Here is a 17,327-nt window from a genome sequence, read left to right on the forward strand (position 1 = left end):
GCCTCCTTACCTTCTTAATATATTTTTTGCCGCTGACGGCGGGCAGAGAGTCCTTTTTTTCCCGGCTCCCTGCCTTTCCATGTATTAGTGTCTGCACTTTTCCACCAGATGTTAATCCACAGGCGTAAGCAGTACTTTAATAGCTTCTCCGTCTTTAATTTTTTGATAGGCCTGATCCCATTCTGTAATGTCATATTCATGAGTGACCATCGCCCGGGCATTCACAAGCCCGCTGTTCATCAGCTCAAGGGAAGGCTCCCAGTCAGCGGGCTTCTGGCTGCGGCTGCCAACTACACGAATTTCTTTTTGAATCACTTTATCAAAATCAAATTGAATATCCGGTGTCGTAAAAATCCCTACCTGGGCGTACTGCCCTTTTTTCCGCAGCAGCCCAATTGCCTGTTTGGCCGCCGGTACAGCTCCCGAACATTCGAAAACGATATCTGCCCCGTACCCATCGGTTACGCTGTTGACGAATTCATGAAGATCCTCTTCCTGTGAATTAACAACGTAATCAATGCCGAGCTCTTTTGCTTTTTCCAGACGCACTTTATCATTTGTAAGCCCGGTTATAATAACTCTGGCCCCTCTGCTTTGCGCCACCTGGGCAGTAAACAGGCCGATAGGCCCCGGTCCGATGACGACTGCAATGTCCCCATCCGAGATCTCTGTTTTAGCTACCGCATGATGCGTGCAGGCAAGCGGCTCTGTCATCGCAGCCGACTGGTAGTCAACGTTTTCCGGAAGATGATGAAGACTCGCTTTTCTGGCAATTAAGTACTTCGCAAATGCACCGTCATACTGGTTGCCAAGCCCTTTGCGCCAGCTGCATAAGTTGTAATCGCCGGCTTTACAGTACCGGCACTCCCCGCAAATATAGAAGGTCGTTTCTGAGGTGACCCGGTCTCCGGGCTTAAAGTCGCTGACTCCCTCTCCGACTTCTACGACTTCACCGGCAAATTCATGTCCAAGCGTCACCGGCGCACTAACTTTATAATGACCTTCGTAGGCGTGAATATCTGTGCCGCAGACGCCTGCGTACTTTACTTTGATCTTTACCTGGTCTTTCCCGGGCGTCGGCTCCTGCTTTTCCTGCACTTCGATGCTTCCATGCTCTAAATCGGTTTTCACCAATGCTTTCATGCTTTCATCCTCCCAGTGTGTTAATTTTCATGTATGTTCTGCTTGAGAGAGGTTTAATTAAACAGTTCGAAGAATCTCCAGATGAGCCAGTTGATCAGGTTTCCGCCCTGGTCAATACTTGAAATACGTGCGGAATCTTCAGGCATGTCGAAATCGGCGTTTTGAGCCATTGTCGTAAATACGTTTGCAATATCTGTAGCCATGTAAAGCGAAAGTGCAATCATCACGGTACCTACTAAGACAGAGTGTATAATATTACCTCTCGCTGCCCCGACAATAAACGCAACAACAAATGGAATTGTCGCCAGGTCCCCGAAAGGAAGCAGAGCGTTACCAGGCAGAAATACTGCCAGGACCACTGTGACTGGTACAAGAATCAATGCAGTTGCAATAACGGATGGATGGCCCAAAAGAACCGCTGCATCCAGACCGATATAAATTTCTTTGTTGCTGAAGTGCTTGTTTAACCAGTTTCTGGCTGACTCTGATACAGGCATTAAGCCCTCCATCAAAATCTTTACCATACGCGGCATCAGCACCATAACGGCAGCCATAGCCATGCCGATTTCAATTACTTCGCCTACGCTGTAGCCAGCCAGGGCGCCAATTGCTACACCGAGGAACAAGCCGATAAAGATGGATTCGCCGAACACACCAAACCGTCTCTGAATACTGTCAGGGTCTGCATTGAGCCGGTTGATACCAGGAATCTTCTGCAGCCCTTTTACGAGAAAAATACCAGGTGCGTACGATACGGTACTTCCTGTAGCGATTGATACTCCGGGCAGCTCATAAAAGTCTTCCACCATCGGAGCCGTCCAGTCAGCAATTTTCAAGGTGACAATTTGAAAGATAACTGCAGCGATAAGTCCTTGAATAATGCTGTCGGATACGGTATATACTACCGCAGCCATAAAGGTATAATGCCAAAAGTTCCAAATGTCCACGTTCATTGTTTTCGTCGTTTTTGTCAAAAGCATAACAACGTTTACAAGCAGTCCCAATGGAATAATAAAGGCTGCTACCGCCGTAGAAGCCCAGGCAATAGATGATGTCGCCGGCCAGCCGACGTCAATTACATCCAGGTTAACTCCTAATCGATCAACCATTCCCTGCGCTGCCGGCCCTAAGTTATTAACCAGTAAGTCAACAACAAGAAATATCCCTACAAATGCTACCCCGATTGTCAGACCGGACCGGAATGCTTTCCCCGGCTTCTGCCCGAACAACAAACCAAGCAAAAAGATAACCACTGGTAAAATTACTGTTGCACCCAGAGCAAGAAACCCCTGTACAAGATCTACAAATCCTTGCATGCCACTTCCCCCTCATACCTGTAATAATGAGTCCGGCTTCCCGTCTAACAGGAAACCGGCGTACTCTTATTTTTTCAATTCATCCAGAATTTCCTGTTTGGTATCTTCCATTCCGATCCCTGTCAGGAAAGAACGTGCATTGATTACCGGAAACGGATATTCCTTTTTGATAGTAGCCGTTGTTACCAGTAAGTCAGCAGTATCAACGTAGCTTTCTACTTCCGCTATTTTAATCTGTTTGAGATCTACTGATAATTTATGCTCCTTAGCCATATCTTCAATAGCACCGTTAACAACTGTGGAAGTTGCCACGCCTGCTCCACATGCTACTAATACTTGTTTTTTTGCCATTATTTTTCACCTCCTTTAAGTGATAACGCATCCAACTTCTCTTCCATTGTATGCTTGATCTGTTTTTTATCAGACGTACTGATGAGTCCGTTTAAAACACTTTGGTCCTGAAATACCTGCATAAGCTGCTGCAGAAGCTTCAGCTGGGAGTGAGCCTCATCCATGGCAAGCATAAATACAATTTTGACCGGAACCGTTTCCGTGTCGTCACCCATAATGACAAAGTCGACAGGATCTTTAAGTATTCCTACACTGATTGCTTTTTGCTGCACGTGTTCTACATCTGTGTGAGGAATTGCAACCGCAATTTCGCCTGTCGGCAGGCCGGTAGCATATTCATTTTCTCTCTGGATCACTGCTTTAACGAAGCTTTGTTTTACCAGACCATTGTTCACTAAATTTTGTGCCATTGCCCGCAATACTTCTTCTTTGGATCCCCCGTCCATATCTAATAGAATCACGGGAGTATCAAAATACAAATCGCTCATTAGGCCCCTCCTTGGTGAAATTGAAATTTTGCTTATTCAGTCTTTGGAATATGACTGAATAATTTTATATATCTCTTTGACCGAATCTGCAGCTGTTATTTGATCCCTTGCGGTTTGTGAGCCTGCAAGCTTCATTAACTGCATCAGCGCATGAATATGCTTCTGCTTATCTACAGCAGCAATAACAATCACCAGATTGACCCGGTATTCTTCGGAAAAGAGAACCCCTTCCTTCAGTCTTAACAAACTCATTCCCACTTCATTTACCCCGTCCTCCGGAGAAGCGTGGGGAATCGCAATATTTGGCCCTATGACAATGTAGGGGTCTTCTTCGGTATAGCGCAGCATACTGTCTATATAGCCGCCCGTAATGCTTCCATTTTCGAGCAGTGGTCCGGCCCCCATTTTGACAGCCTCTTCCCAATCGCCCGCTTGATCCTTCAGGGTAATGGAAGCTGGAGTGATTAATTCATCCAAATTGTATTCAGCCTTGCCCATGCTGTAATTCACTGAGTTTTCATTGTCCTGATTAATATAACTTTGAATATCTTCTATGAGTGCGCTTTCATTATGGATATGAGCGTGACGGCTGATAATCTGAATGATTTCATCGATGTCCAGATGGTTCGGCAGATACCCGTACAGCTCGAGCATTACCTGCTTGCGAAGACGCTGCCGTTCCTCCCTGCCTAAGAAGGTTTTTACTACAAACAATTTTTTATCAGTCTCGAGAAACGTCGGAGCGAAGACGATGTCATACTCCAGATGGTAGTGAAGAAATTCCCGTACAGATAAAGAGTCCAGGAACACAAATTCCGGGAAAAGCTCACTCAGCTCATTAAGCATCAGTCTTGATACAGACACTCCCTGAGGACATACCACAATGGCTTTTACTTTCTTTTCAATACTTTCGCCCTGTCTTTTCATCCAGCCCCCGATCAGCATTGTAATGAAGCTGCTCTCACTGTCCGGGATCCGGCTGCCGATTAACTGTTCAAGCGGCGCAGTGGATTGTTTTACCAGGTGATGCAGAGCTTTAAATTCCTTGCTTAGCGGCACCTGTGTGAATGCTGTTTCCGACAGCTGGTATTTGATACGGTAATATGCCGGCTTAATGTGCTGAAGCAGCTTATCAAGCAGCTGGTCGCGCTCGTGTAAATACACACAGGCGCTTTTCTCAAACTGGCGCAGCATATCGTCTGTGGCGGCGCCTAAATTCGGAATTACATCGTCTTCCATAGGAAACGAAGTACTGTATACATTAGCTGTTAAAAGATGCAGCGTGATAAACAACCGCTCTTCCATCGGAATGTGTTCATTTTTTTTAAATATTTCCTCTGTAGCCTGGTACTCTTTCGTATCCGAAAGTTCTTCATACTGGATGGAAAATGTATTAATGCTAAAGCCTTTTTTAATTCTCTTTAAAATTAAAGCTAATATATACGGCATTGTTTCCAGCTTTTCATCAGTGAATTTCAGGCTGAGCTTGTTTTCGATATTTTCAATTCGTTTGCGGTAATCGCCGAGCTCATTCTCGTCAATTCCGGCTATTTTTTTGATTCTTGCCGCACCATCCTGCATAGTGAGCAGCTGATACGTCACATTCATCAACAATTTCCGGATTTGAAATTCTTTTCCGTCTACCAGATAACCCTCTTTACGGGAATATTTAATAAGAAGCTGGTAGTCATCTAGATACTGCTGCGCTTCTTTCAGCTCGTTCAATACGGTATTTTTACTCAGCTGCAGTTCACTCGTAAAATGATTTAATGAAAGCGGCTCTTCGCTGCCTACAAGCATCATAATGAGATAATAAGTCCGCTGCTTTCCAGTGAGTATTGGTTTTTCAGCTGCAATAATTTCTTCATCCACACCAAAATTTGTGTAAACAGACTGATCAATAATGAAATGCCCCTGGCGCGTTCTTTCAATAACCGGAAGGTCTTTGCTTAAAAGCCAGTCGTTCACTTTAGTAATGCTGTAGCCCAGCTGTCTTCGTGTCAGTTGATGCTTTTCCTCAAGCGCCATGCTAGTGACCGACGGGTTGCGGATTAGTTCGTTTAATATTTCATTGTCCCGTTCACTCAGCGGCATCTCCTTCCCCCCTTTGGTTAATTTTTATTCTATCAGCTGCCGCCATCTAAATGTATACGTTTTCATCACAGTCCTTTGAACATTTACTGTACAATATTGTGATTTACATTCTACAAACCAATTTCGTACATTGATACAACAGGCTTAAGGAAGTGCAGCGCGTCATACACAGATCAATAAGCAGAGCAGCTTTTTTACTGTTTCTTTTCAGAAATTTTTGTTTATTTTTTTCCACAAAAAAACAGCCGCCGGCGGCAGCTGTTAAATGTCACTACTATATTCAGGCTTTTTCTTTAAAATCATCGGCTTCTTTCTCCTGCTTCTCCTGGGCAATTTTATCTTTTTTAACTTTAGCCCGTTTTTTTATAAAATCCATTTCCACAGGAATATAGCCGCCCTCATTAACCATGCGGTCTATTTCACGTTCATATTCATCGTCAATCATTCGGCGGTTCATCGGTACTCCCCCTTTTTTGCAGCTGAGTTTTATCACACGACTGAACCAGGGTTTTATGCACCATTTACTTTATTATCAGCTTCTCACGTATGCAGCTATTCATACGCATTCCCCCTCATGTTGTTTTTGTATGTCTGGCTGCCCTCTTCCTTATACTTTTCTATTCCCGTTTTTACGCATTTTGAACAAAAAAAATCCGCTGATAATAAATATATCAGCGGGGATAGTACTTGCTTTTTATTCGAGATGAAATACTTCATCGAGCGGGGTGGCAACCGGACTGTTATCCTCATTTGTTTCCATTAACGGGGCCATTGCTTCCCACCACCTTTGATTGATGGAGGTGGAGGCCATCTGCTGCCACCGCTCTTCACTCTCTATCTCAAGATAAGCAAACAGCCTGCTTGTTTCTCTTTCCAGAAAGATCGAATAGTTAGCTGCTCCGTGCTCCTTTAATGCCTCTTTCATTTCCGGCCAGAGCTGCTCATGCTTTTTAATATATTCCTCTATTTTTTCCGGATACACATACATGATTAAAGCCAAACGCTTCATACTCCTGGTCCTTTCTTCAGCAGTTTTATTTCAGGAAACTCCTGCCATTAATAAAAGGAGGACGGAGGGGTAAATTCTCCGTCCTCCAGTAATACCTGCTTATTTCACTAAATCTTTCTTTATTTCTGCTTCTTCGGTTGTCCCGTACCGTTCGATCTGTATTTCCTCAAGCGATTTATTGCGGGTTTCCGGTGCGAGAGTCAAGCCTGCGACCATATGCACTACCAAAAATCCGATCATAATCGCACCGGCTGTCTGGAAACCAAACACGGTAATCAGCGTTGGGATCGCAAGCGAAATTAAACCGACAAATACCCTGGCGGTACAAAAGAGCAATCCCTGTGCCGCTGCACGGTATTTTGTATGGAATAGCTCGGCTGACCACAGACCGTAAAACGCCTGGGCACCAAAGCCTGCTGCAAGGCCCCAGAGGACAACGAAAACGAGCAGTTCTAAAGTGCCCATGCCCCCGAATGAAAGCACTGTCCAGGCCACAATTCCCATCACGGCGCTCACTCCAAAGATAAGCTTACGATTTACCCTGTCCCCCAGTTTAATAAATACAAAATAAGTGGACAATACGGTCAGTCCCCAGAGAAATGCCTGCAGAAGATTGGCCTGAGCTCCCGAAAGCCCTCCTACCGTTTCGTAAATGTACGGCATAAAGTACCCCATAACGCCGGCTACCATATTCCAAAAAGTATATACTCCGACAAGCAGCGTGATTGCATGCAGGTTGGCACGATTGGTGAACAGTTCTTTAATGTTTTCTTTGCTGAAGATCCCGCCTTTATTTTTTGCACGATCTTCTTTCTTTTGTTTTTCCCAAATCGCGGACTCTTCAATTTTGCGCTGAAAGAGCCAGGTGATAAAAGCGATTACAAAAAGCTGAAAAAAGATAATCCTGCTTCCAAGCAGCCCTAACGGGGCCAGAACTACAGATAATATAAAGACTACCGCAGGTCCCATCGACCAGGCAAACTGCCCCCAGCCGACACGTGCTGCCCGTTCCTTCTCCGGCGCTTCTTCAGCAATGTATGTCCAGGAAGGCGGTATGCCGGCACCGACGGAAATACCGGTAATCACGTAACCGACAAGAAGCATCGGGAAGGAAAAAGAAAAAACAATAAGCAGAATACCGAGCATGTAGACGAGCAGATTATACTTATAAATAAACTTTCTTCCATATCTATCAACTAAAAAACCGCTGACAAGTGCTCCAAGCGCAGCCCCGAACCCGTTGGCACTGAGTGCTCCGAGCAGTCCTACAGTGGCATCTGTAAGGCCGAGATACTGAACCCAAAGGGTGAGCCCGGCAGCTCCGGCTACGATTGACCCTGCTTCGAGATAGTTCGACATGGATACCGAAAGAGTGGCAGCCAGACTGCCTCTTTCCACTTTTTTCATTCCGTTTCCTCCTTAAAAATGACAGACTTTTCAGCTGGCCTCCTTGTAATAATTAATAAACAAAACATTTTTTATGTTTGTTTTTAGTTTGTTAATGTTGTTTTATTTTGTATTAATCATTGTAAAGGCTTACAAAAATGAAAGTCAACACTAATTTATCATTATTTCTTCTTTGTTTTTCTCCTGATTTATTCATATGAAATTTTAATGCGGCATAAATATGCTTCAAAGCTGCCGGTTTTATTTTATTTTCCCTGTAAAAGCAAAATGAGAATAAAATCTTTTTGCATATTTAAATCCCCCCGGGTGCTTTTATGTTATTTTTAATATTGGATAGTTGTTTGAACGTTTAATTTACGGCAGGCAGGAAATAAAATGTAAAGAATAAGCCAGTGGAGGGTATTTATGATAGCGGTTATTATATTATTTTTATTCGTTTCCTTCTTTTTATCCGGAAGCGAAACAGCTTTAACAGCAGCAAACCGGGCACGAATGCAGGCACGGGCCGAAGAAAACGACAAGCGTGCGAAGAATTTATTAAAGCTGACGAGAAAACCGGATGAGTTAATTACAGCCATCCTTATCGGAAACAACATTTCCAATATTATGCTTCCTACCCTCGTTACCGTGCTCGCTCTTAATTACAATTTTTCCGTTGGTATCGCTACTGCTATTTTGACGTTTGTGCTTATCATTTTCGCGGAGGTTCTGCCTAAATCCATTGCTGCAACCTTTGCGGACAAAGTGGCCTACATAGTTGCACCGGTCATCGCAGTGCTCGTATTTGTATTTAAACCGCTCACGTTTTTATTGAATTCTTTTACACGCGGTGTTATTAAGCTGATCACCCGGGGCGAGGGACCATCGCAGACATATTCGCGTGAGGAAATCAAAACCATGGTCGATGTAGCCTCTTCGGAGGGCACCTTTGAAAAACAGGAGCAGGACCGGATTAAGCGGGTAATTGATTTTTACCGCAAGGATATCCGCGACGTATTGAAGGTCCCTCGTATGGAGATTACCGGCATCCCGATCGAAAGCAGTTTTCAGGAAGTACGGGACATCACCATCAGCCATAATCATACGAGGTACCCGGTTTATCAGGATAATATGGATCATATTGTCGGAGTCTTTCATGCCAAGCTGCTGCTTATATGGGCTGAGCAGGAGAACAAAACACTCAATGATTTTATCGATAACAACCCTTTGTATGTAGTGGAGACCAATTCTGTCGATAACGTGTTTAAACGAATGCTCAATGAGCAGAAGCACCTTGCAGTAGTACTCGATGAATACGGCGGTACGATGGGCATGGTAACCCAGGAGGACATTATCGAAGCGATGATCGGCCAGGAGATTGAAGACGAGCATGACACCCGCTCCGAACAGCTTATTGAGGAGCTTACCGACGAGGTTATCATCTGTGATGGAAAACTCGCCATCAGCCGCTTCAACGAAATCTTCAATACCCGGGTTGAAGAAGAAGAGGATATTATCGCCGGGCTGCTCTACCAGGAATTCGATCACATTCCTGAAGAGGGGGAGACCCTCCAGTACGAGAATCTTCATTTTGAAGTACTGACCATGGATAATAATCAGATCAAACGCGTACGCGTCGTAAAAGAAGAGGAAGACTAACACACTTAAACCCGGGGATAGCTCCCCGGGTTTTTGTTTGATTGCTCCAGAAACAAAAATGATATTCATAAAGCCAGCTTTTATTTTGATTGCTCCTAAGGATTCCGGTATGATGGAGGCATTCATTTCGTAGGGGGCAGGGCAATGCGTAAAACTGTTTATATTCATGTGGGGTATCATAAAACCGCCACCACTTTTCTGCAGAAAAGCATTTATCCTAAATTGACACACCAAATTACATATCTTTCCCGGGGAGATGCTCAGGCGTACCTTTACGACATACGCCATAAAAAATTATCGGACAAAGCCATCACTGATTTGCGCCGCGGTTTTGAATCGATGATGGAGGCGGAAAAACCGCTCCTCATTTCATACGAAGGCCTCTCCGGCAATCCGATGTCCACGAAAAAAAAGGTTAAGGACAATCACGCTATTTTAAAAGACCTCCGCCAAATCTTCCCGGAGGAAAGCTATAACGTTCATATTATTGTTGGAGTCAGGCGGCAGCTCGATCTTCTCACTTCCCTTTACGTGCAGTATATTCACCAGGGCGGATACAAACAGGCTGCTGCTGTTTTTGAGGAGTGGGAGCAGCTTGGAGTCCTCAATGGCTACTATTATTTCAGCTATATGGACCGTGTCATTCAGCTGTTTGGCCAAAAAAACTACTACCTCATGCAGTACGAAAATTTCCGGGAAAATGAAATAAAAGAAATTACAAAACTGCTCCAGTATATGGGCGTCCATGAAGTACCCTCCTACAGTAATACAAAAGTAAACCGGAGCTACGGCACGATGCAGGTAAAAACTGCCAGAAAGATGAACTATTTCCTGAAAACTCCGTTTAACCCAGAAGCTCCTGTGCCAACAAAAAGAGGACGTCCCCTCTCCCGGGTAATGCTGCAGAGCCGGGCGAGTTTTATGCTTCACCACCAAAAGTATTCTCTGCCGGCTTCTTTGCAGCAGGTGCTTCAGGCGAAATATCAAAGCGATAATCAATTGCTTCTTCACCATTACGGTATTGATTACACGAAGTAAGATATTTAGCAGCCTCGTTTCTTAATAGCTTTTCCGAATTTTTCAGGCTGTGATTGAACCATAATTTCTTCGGGTAAAGTGATTCAACTATCCTGAAGGAGGCTCAGATACGTATGAACGGTAAAGCAGGAAACGAAGCTGATAAATCCCACCGTTTATTTTTAAAAATTACTAAACGACCTCTTCTATCTTCTTCTATTATTTATGGCGTCATGCTGACCGCTATAGCAATTATTGGTGTAGTCGGAAAAGATAAAGAGACAAATTAATTAGAAAGTCAAAAACAGTTAAAGGAGACCCAATTATGCGGGTCTCCTTCTTTAATGTCCTGCCTGCCACGGGCGTGGTGTCCGCTGCTTTTGTCTTTGTTGTACGGGCAGATCTTTTCGCTGTACCGTTTTCGGCTGCATTCCGTTTTCGATCCGGAACTTTACTTTCGCATCCATTTTTGACAGGTGTACCGGCTGAAAGACTCTCGCGGACGTTTCCCCGCACAAGGGGCACAAAGCTTCATTGATACGGGCCCCGTTTGCTGCAATCCAGCTTTCAAACGTGCCGCACGTTCGGCATTTAAAAGTAAACTGGGCCATACTAATCCAGCTCCGGCAGAATATTTTTATAAAATATATCTTTGGGCAGCGCGAGCGTGCAGCACGCATTCGGTATATCCACTACACCTGCTACAGTGCCCTGCACTGGAGCCGTGCCTAAAAGCATATAGGCCTGCTCCCCTGTGTAACCAAGCGTTTTTAAAAAATCAATCGCATTCAGGCAAGCATTCCTGTAAGCAACGTTGGCATCAAGATAAGTCTGGGTGCCCGAAAATTCGTTCACCGACACGCCTTCAAAAACAAGAAATTCATTATAATGCGGCATGACCGGCCCCGGCTTAAAGACAGGATTACGTTTAATACGGTGTTTTTCCATACCGTTCTTGATCACGTGTACTTTCAGGTCGATCCAGCCGGGCATTTCAATTCCGCCGCAGAATGTAATTTCCCCGTCCCCCTGTGAGAAGTGAAGGTCTCCTACGGACAGCTTTGCCCCGTCTACAAACACCGGAAAGTAGACCCTCGACCCTTTCGATAAATTCTTGATGTCGCAGTTGCCCCCGTTTTCCCGGGGCGGCACCGTTCTTGCTCCTTCGGCTGCCACCCGTTCAAACTCTTCTCCTTTAAGCTCCCCAAGTACGACCGAATCCTTCGTTGGAAGATTCGCAAGCGGCGGCACCCGGTCGGGATTCGTATCCACCAGCTCCTTCTCCCTGCGGTTCCATTCATTCAGCATATCCTGGGAGGGAGCCACGCCGATCAGCCCCGGATGGATAATGCCTGCAAATTTTACATTCGGCACATGTCTGGAGGTTGCATAAATACCTTCAAAATCCCAAATAGATTTGGCCGCTTCCGGATAATGATCCACTAAAAAGCTTCCGCCATTTTCTTTGGCGAAAATCCCGTTAAACCCCCATTCATGCGAATGAAACGTTCCGATGTCCAAAATATCAACAACGAGCAGGTCCCCCTCCTCCACTCCGTTCACGTGCACCGGCCCGCTTAGTACGTGCACACGGTCAAGGTTCACATGTTTAATGTCTGAAGGATCATCATTGTTGCTGATCTGGCCGTCAGTCCAATCCAGACATTCCATCCGGAACGTCTCGCCCGGATCTATGGAAAAAGCGGCAGGAATATCCGGATGCCATCGGTTATGCCCCGGCGTCGTCTGCTGGTCCATCGTCTTGTTCAGGTCTACTTCAAACAGTTTTTTCGGCATATAAAAAACCTCCTGTGTATAAAGATAGCCAGGGACACAGCAATAATGTTTAAATCTTCTGAAATTATTAGATAAAAAAAGAGGGATCTTCTCCCCCTTTTTCTACTTCTTATGCCAAAGTAATTGACTCATCCGCATAAACGCTCTGCACCGAGCGGATAATCTCTATGCCATCGTCCATTGGCCGCTGGAACGCTTTGCGCCCCATAATCAGTCCCATGCCGCCGGCACGCTTGTTAATTACTGCTGTTTTTACGGCGTCCTCTAAATCCGATTCTGCAGAACCGCCGCCGGAGTTGATTAAGCCGGCCCGCCCCATAAACGAGTTCATTACCTGATAGCGTGTCAGATCAATCGGGTGGTCACTTGTAAGCTCCGAATATACTTTATCATGTGTTTTTCCGTAGCTGACAGCAGTATAGCCGCCATTGTTGGTCGGCATTTTTTGTTTCACAATATCAGCCTGCAGACTTGCGGACAAATGAATCGCCTGACTCGTCAAGTCAGAGGCAGTGTGATAATCCGTGCCGTCTTTTTTAAAGCCCGGATTGCGCAGATATGCCCAGAGAATGGTGCCAAGACCGAGCTGGTGAGCCCGTTCAAAGGCTTTCGAAACTTCCTGGATCTGCCGGTCGCTCTGTTCTGAACCAAAATAAATCGTCGCCCCGACTGCTACGGCGCCCATATTGTAGGCCTGGTCAACAGAGCCGAACATAATCTGGTCGTGTGTTTCCGGATACGTTAACAATTCATTGTGGTTAATTTTAGCAATGAAAGGGATTTTGTGCGCGTAATCTCTTGCGATCGACCCAAGCGCCCCCACCGTCGAAGCTACCGCGTTACAGTTACTTTCCATTGCAAGCTTCACAATATTTTCCGGGTCAAAATACATCGGGTTCGGCGCAAACGAAGCGCCTGCTGAATGCTCAATTCCCTGGTCCACCGGCAGAATCGAAAGATAGCCTGTACCGCCAAGCTGACCGTGATCAAACAAGCTCTGCAGGTTACGCAGCACTACTGGAGAACGATCCGTTGACTTGTACACACGGTCGACAAAGTCGGGTCCCGGCACATAAAGATTTTCTTTCGGCACCGTTTTGCTTTCATGATTTAATAAGTAATCCGCATCCTGTCCTAATATTTCCTTTGTTGAAGCCATTGGAATACCTCCTCACCAGTTTAGGAAATTCTTCTTACCTAATTCCCTTTTTAGGGAAGAACATAAACAAATTTTTGAAAGATTTTATAAAAAGCTCAGCCCTCTGAAAAAATATGTGCATAAATGATTTTCGCTTTAAGTATACGATTTCAGGAGTGTGACGATGTATACAACAAGTGCCGCCCCGCGTTTTAAACCATTGTGACCCAATCAAATTTCCGTTGGAAAGAGCGTTTCTTATATCTGTCTTGAGACAACTAAAGAAATGGTTGGCCGCGACGATTTAACCAAGCTGCCCAATTCCCCCTGCAGCAGTTCTTTCAGGAAACCTCCAGATCGGGTCCTCCCTGCCTTCTTTATTTCAATGTTTATAACCAAACGCCGGAAGCACAAAAATGTACTCCCATTAAATGAATAAACACTGGCCGCAATTGTTCCACCACAATTTCTTCATTTTTACAGTAACAATGTCCTATACTTTTCAGCCTAATTTATATCGATAAATATGTGTAGTGTTAATTGTTTTTATCTGCTTGTAATCGTCATTCCCAGTTCCTTGCCAAAAGCAGAAATAAAAGAATAACGGCTGGAAGTATTACTACTTTATTTAGAGGGGTGTATGGAATGAAGGAATGGTTTAATTTTAAAAGTTTGCGCGCAAAAATCTTAACCGGCTTTTTGGCAATTATTATACTGGTAACGGCACTTGGCATCTATAATTTTTACGCTAACAGCAAGGCGAATGCCGAAACAGAAAGCATTGTAGAAGAGCAGCTGCCGCTGTTGATCGCTGACGAAAAACTCGCGTTTAATATGGCTCAGCGTGTTGCTTTATCCCGTGGATATATTTTATTCGGAGATGAGGAATTCAAAAGCAGCTTTATGGAATATACAGAGGAAAGCGCTGCGCTGGAAGAGGAGACACTTGCCAGCTTCGATTCTGCTGAGCTGGAGGCATTAACAGAAAAAAGTATTGAATGGGAGCAGATTATTACCTCAGAAGTTTTTCCAGCCTATGAAGCTGGAAATGAAAACGAAGCTAAACAGATTTTAAATACAACAGCTAAACCTTTAGCCCGGGAGATTATGACCGGCTTTGAAGATTTAGCCACAGAAAGAGAAGGATTGATCACCTCGGCGGGTGAAAACGTACTTGAAAGCGGTAGAAACCTGATGACTACCGGTACTGTTATCTCCGTTCTGGTTATTCTCTCCGGCATCGGCATTGCCTTTTTTATGGCACGTGCAATTTCTGCCCCGGTCAAGGCGGTTATGCAGCGGATGCAGTCTATTGCAGAGGGAGATTTGAGCCAGGAGCCGATGCAGACTACGGCACGCGATGAAACCGGAAAGCTGGTACAAGCTGCAAATCAAATGAATGATAATATGGCCCAGCTGCTCACTCAAATTAAAACGATGTCTACAAACGTATCGGATCAGAGTCAAAATCTGACCCACTCGGCGAACGAGGTGAAAGCAGGCTCCCAGCAGGTGGCAGTTACGATGGAAGAGCTTGCTTCCGGAGCGGAATCCCAGGCTACGAGTGCGAGCAGCATCGCCTCTTTAATGAGTGATTTTACAGAAAATGTTTCTGATGCCCACATAAAGGGAGAAGACGTCCGCAGCGCCTCGACTCATATTTTATCCATTACAAACGAAGGCCGGGAGCTGATGGATAATTCGGTCCATCAAATGGAAAAAATCGATGCCATCGTGAAAAATGCTGCTGTAAAGGTAGAAGGACTTGATAAACAGTCCCAGGAAATTTCAAAATTAGTGTCTGTCATTAATGATATTGCCAACCAGACCAACCTGCTCGCTTTAAACGCAGCCATTGAGGCCGCCCGGGCCGGCGAACAGGGACGGGGCTTTGCCGTGGTCGCTGATGAAGTGCGAAAGCTCGCCGAGCAGGTATCTGCTTCTATCACAGACATTACCAGTATTGTTGAAGGGATCCAGAATGAATCTTCTGCCGTCGCTGCCTCCCTGCAGGCAGGCTATAAAGAGGTGGAAATCGGCACTACCCAGATTCAGACCACCGGCGACACCTTTAATACAATTAATACCGCTATTCAGGAAATGGCAGAAAACCTTCAATCTGTCACTAAAAATCTGGCGGCCATCTCTTCGAGCAGTCAGGAAATCAATGCTTCCATCGAAGAAATAGCTTCTGTCTCCGAGGAATCAGCGGCCGGCGTCGAACAAACTGCCGCGTCTGTCCAGCAGACGAGCAGCTCCATGGAGGAGGTTTCCGCTAATTCGGAAAACCTTAACGATCTTGCCCGCCGGCTGAACGCTGAAGTAGATAAATTTAAGCTTTAATGTAAAAAGAAGGCCCGGAGTTTTTTTCTCCCGGCCTTCTTTGTTATTCAAGATCTTTTTTACGCTTCAGCGGTTTTACTGCCGGTCCTTCAATAACCTCTCCGTCGTAGGAAAATCTCGACCCGTGGCACGGACAGTCCCAGCTCCGTTCTGCATTGTTCCAGGAGAGATCGCAGCCCATATGCGTACAGGTAGTGTCGACAACATACAGCCTTCCGGTTTCGTCCCGGTAGGCCCCGGCCTTTCCGTCTTCAGTATTAATTAAAGCCCCTTCATCGTTTTCCAGAGTCTTTTCTTTATCGCCTCTGTTGGATTTTCCTTTAACCATTTCTTTTCCTACGTCCATGTTTTCAGCTGCAAACGATTGAATGTTTTTCTTTTTCAATTCAGACCGCGTCGGATCAAAAGCTTCCTTGTATACGTTTTCATTGCCAAGAACGTAATCAGCGAGCATTTTTCCTGCCGCTTCACTGTTGCTGATGCCCCATTTCATAAAGCCGGTGGCGGTAAAAATCTGCTCTTCTCCGGATGTCATCGGCCCCACATAGGGCATTTTATCCAGGGTGATCAAGTCCTGCGCCGACCAGCGGTAAGGCACCTCCTGCAGGCCGAAATACTCTTCACCGAAGGAGCGCAGTGCTTCGTACCGCTCAAACGTGTTCATTTCATTTTTACCGGAGGTATGGCCTTCCCCACCGATTAAAAGCAGATCTTCCCCATTTTCATCCTTTGCTGTGCGAAGCGACCGTGACGGGGAATCTACACTAATGTACATATGCTTCGGCATCGTCTGAACCTTAGCGCCAATAATATAGGAGCGCTCCACATGCAGACGGCTGTAGTATTTTCCCATACCGTCATTAAAAGGGAAATGAGTTGTTACCAAAAGATAGTCACTCGTAATCGTGCTGTCATTATTTGTGTTTACCACTACATTACCATTGGATTTATTCACATCCGCTGCACGTGTATTTTCGTACACGCGCCCGCCAAGGCGGACCACCTCTTCCAGAAGCGCCCGGTAATAATGCACCGGCTGAAACTGAGCCTGGTCACGGATAACAAGAGCCCGCTCGACAGCGTATGGAAGGTCATGCTCTTTTAAAGCATCCCCGCCATTAACATTTAATAACCGGTACGCCTCTGCTTCCTGCTCCATCACTTTTTTCTGCTGCTCGCTTTTCGTGTAAATAAAAGCATCCCGCTCTTCCCATTCACAGTCAATACTGAGCTCAGTAACCCGCTTGCGCATATCACTGATCGCCTGTTCGTTCGCTTCAAAATACTGGCTTGTTTTCTCCCGGCCGTGATTTTGAATCAGTTCATCATACACCATCCCGTGCTGGGAGGATATTTTTGCAGTTGTATTCCCGGTGGTACCTTCCAACACCCTGCCCGCTTCGAGAAGCACCACCTTTGTTCCGGCTTTCGCTAAATAATAAGCTGCTGTGATGCCAGCTGCCCCGGCTCCTGTGATAGTAACTTCAGTTGCGTCTTCCCCGCTGTGGGCAGGCATGTTTGTAGGTTCACTTTCCTTGAGCCATAAAGAATTAGGATATAAAGGGACTCGCTTATCGTTAGTCATT

16 protein-coding genes are annotated in these 17,327 nt (G+C 45.4%); 4 read left to right on the forward strand and 12 right to left on the reverse strand.

All coding sequences use genetic code 11. The features are described 5' to 3' along the window. Positions 1-111: 111 nt before the first annotated feature. From G548_RS0110245 to G548_RS0110280, 8 genes are all read right to left on the reverse strand, one after another. The gene (locus G548_RS0110245) at positions 112-1,143 is read right to left on the reverse strand and encodes a zinc-binding dehydrogenase (RefSeq protein ID WP_022794066.1); all 1,032 of its coding nucleotides are present in this window, start codon (positions 1,141-1,143) and stop codon (positions 112-114) included. Between the two features lie 53 nt (positions 1,144-1,196). Further along, entirely contained in the window at positions 1,197-2,459 is a 1,263-nt protein-coding gene (locus G548_RS0110250; protein ID WP_022794067.1) for a galactitol-specific PTS transporter subunit IIC, read from the reverse strand. Positions 2,460-2,525: 66 nt separating this feature from the next. After that, entirely contained in the window at positions 2,526-2,810 is a 285-nt protein-coding gene (locus G548_RS0110255) for a PTS sugar transporter subunit IIB (RefSeq protein ID WP_022794068.1), read from the reverse strand. Next, positions 2,810-3,298: a PTS sugar transporter subunit IIA gene (locus G548_RS0110260; RefSeq protein ID WP_022794069.1), complete on the reverse strand. Its 489-nt coding sequence runs from the start codon at positions 3,296-3,298 to the stop codon at positions 2,810-2,812. Before G548_RS0110260 ends, G548_RS0110255 begins: the two co-directional genes overlap by 1 nt. A 36-nt stretch (positions 3,299-3,334) precedes the next feature. Beyond that, positions 3,335-5,392 (reverse strand): BglG family transcription antiterminator, encoded by a 2,058-nt coding sequence (locus tag G548_RS0110265; protein ID WP_022794070.1) that lies wholly within the window; start codon positions 5,390-5,392, stop codon positions 3,335-3,337. A 280-nt stretch (positions 5,393-5,672) separates the two neighbouring features. Next, positions 5,673-5,849 carry a hypothetical protein gene (locus G548_RS19215; RefSeq protein ID WP_022794071.1) on the reverse strand — a complete coding sequence of 59 codons (177 nt, stop codon included), beginning with the start codon at positions 5,847-5,849 and terminating at the stop codon, positions 5,673-5,675. A gap of 237 nt (positions 5,850-6,086) precedes the next feature. Then, complete coding sequence (gene rhaM / locus G548_RS0110275; protein WP_022794072.1) at positions 6,087-6,401, reverse strand: L-rhamnose mutarotase; 315 nt, start codon at positions 6,399-6,401, stop codon at positions 6,087-6,089. A 99-nt stretch (positions 6,402-6,500) separates the two neighbouring features. Continuing rightward, on the reverse strand, positions 6,501-7,808 hold the full coding sequence (locus tag G548_RS0110280; RefSeq protein ID WP_022794073.1) for an MFS transporter: 1,308 nt from the start codon (positions 7,806-7,808) through the stop codon (positions 6,501-6,503). Between the two features lie 405 nt (positions 7,809-8,213). Here G548_RS0110280 and G548_RS0110285 point away from each other — a divergent pair, with 405 nt between their 5' ends. The 3 genes from G548_RS0110285 to G548_RS19220 all read left to right on the forward strand — a co-directional run bounded on the left by G548_RS0110285 (position 8,214) and on the right by G548_RS19220 (position 10,753). Beyond that, on the forward strand, positions 8,214-9,446 hold the full coding sequence (locus G548_RS0110285; RefSeq protein WP_022794074.1) for a hemolysin family protein: 1,233 nt from the start codon (positions 8,214-8,216) through the stop codon (positions 9,444-9,446). A 144-nt stretch (positions 9,447-9,590) separates the two neighbouring features. Beyond that, the gene (locus G548_RS0110290) at positions 9,591-10,484 is read left to right on the forward strand and encodes a sulfotransferase domain-containing protein (protein ID WP_022794075.1); all 894 of its coding nucleotides are present in this window, start codon (positions 9,591-9,593) and stop codon (positions 10,482-10,484) included. Between the two features lie 113 nt (positions 10,485-10,597). Further along, complete coding sequence (locus tag G548_RS19220; RefSeq protein ID WP_022794076.1) at positions 10,598-10,753, forward strand: hypothetical protein; 156 nt, start codon at positions 10,598-10,600, stop codon at positions 10,751-10,753. Positions 10,754-10,804: 51 nt separating this feature from the next. Here the strand turns inward: G548_RS19220 and G548_RS0110300 are convergent, their stop codons facing one another. The 3 genes from G548_RS0110300 to G548_RS0110310 all read right to left on the reverse strand — a co-directional run bounded on the left by G548_RS0110300 (position 10,805) and on the right by G548_RS0110310 (position 13,419). Continuing rightward, the gene (locus tag G548_RS0110300) at positions 10,805-11,074 is read right to left on the reverse strand and encodes a hypothetical protein (RefSeq protein ID WP_022794077.1); all 270 of its coding nucleotides are present in this window, start codon (positions 11,072-11,074) and stop codon (positions 10,805-10,807) included. Position 11,075: 1 nt separating this feature from the next. Beyond that, positions 11,076-12,260: a formamidase gene (fmdA, locus tag G548_RS0110305; RefSeq protein ID WP_022794078.1), complete on the reverse strand. Its 1,185-nt coding sequence runs from the start codon at positions 12,258-12,260 to the stop codon at positions 11,076-11,078. 109 nt (positions 12,261-12,369) lie between these two features. Further along, entirely contained in the window at positions 12,370-13,419 is a 1,050-nt protein-coding gene (locus tag G548_RS0110310; RefSeq protein WP_022794079.1) for a class I fructose-bisphosphate aldolase, read from the reverse strand. A gap of 624 nt (positions 13,420-14,043) precedes the next feature. Between G548_RS0110310 and G548_RS0110315 the strand changes: the two genes are divergently transcribed. Then, complete coding sequence (locus G548_RS0110315) at positions 14,044-15,741, forward strand: methyl-accepting chemotaxis protein (protein WP_022794080.1); 1,698 nt, start codon at positions 14,044-14,046, stop codon at positions 15,739-15,741. A 43-nt stretch (positions 15,742-15,784) separates the two neighbouring features. Here G548_RS0110315 and G548_RS0110320 read toward each other — a convergent pair whose 3' ends face one another. Then, complete coding sequence (locus tag G548_RS0110320) at positions 15,785-17,326, reverse strand: FAD-dependent oxidoreductase (protein ID WP_022794081.1); 1,542 nt, start codon at positions 17,324-17,326, stop codon at positions 15,785-15,787. Position 17,327: the final 1 nt, after the last annotated feature.

Origin of the sequence: Marinococcus halotolerans DSM 16375 (genome assembly GCF_000420725.1) — a bacterium.
GTDB classification, from domain to species: Bacteria; Bacillota; Bacilli; order Bacillales; family Marinococcaceae; genus Marinococcus; species Marinococcus halotolerans.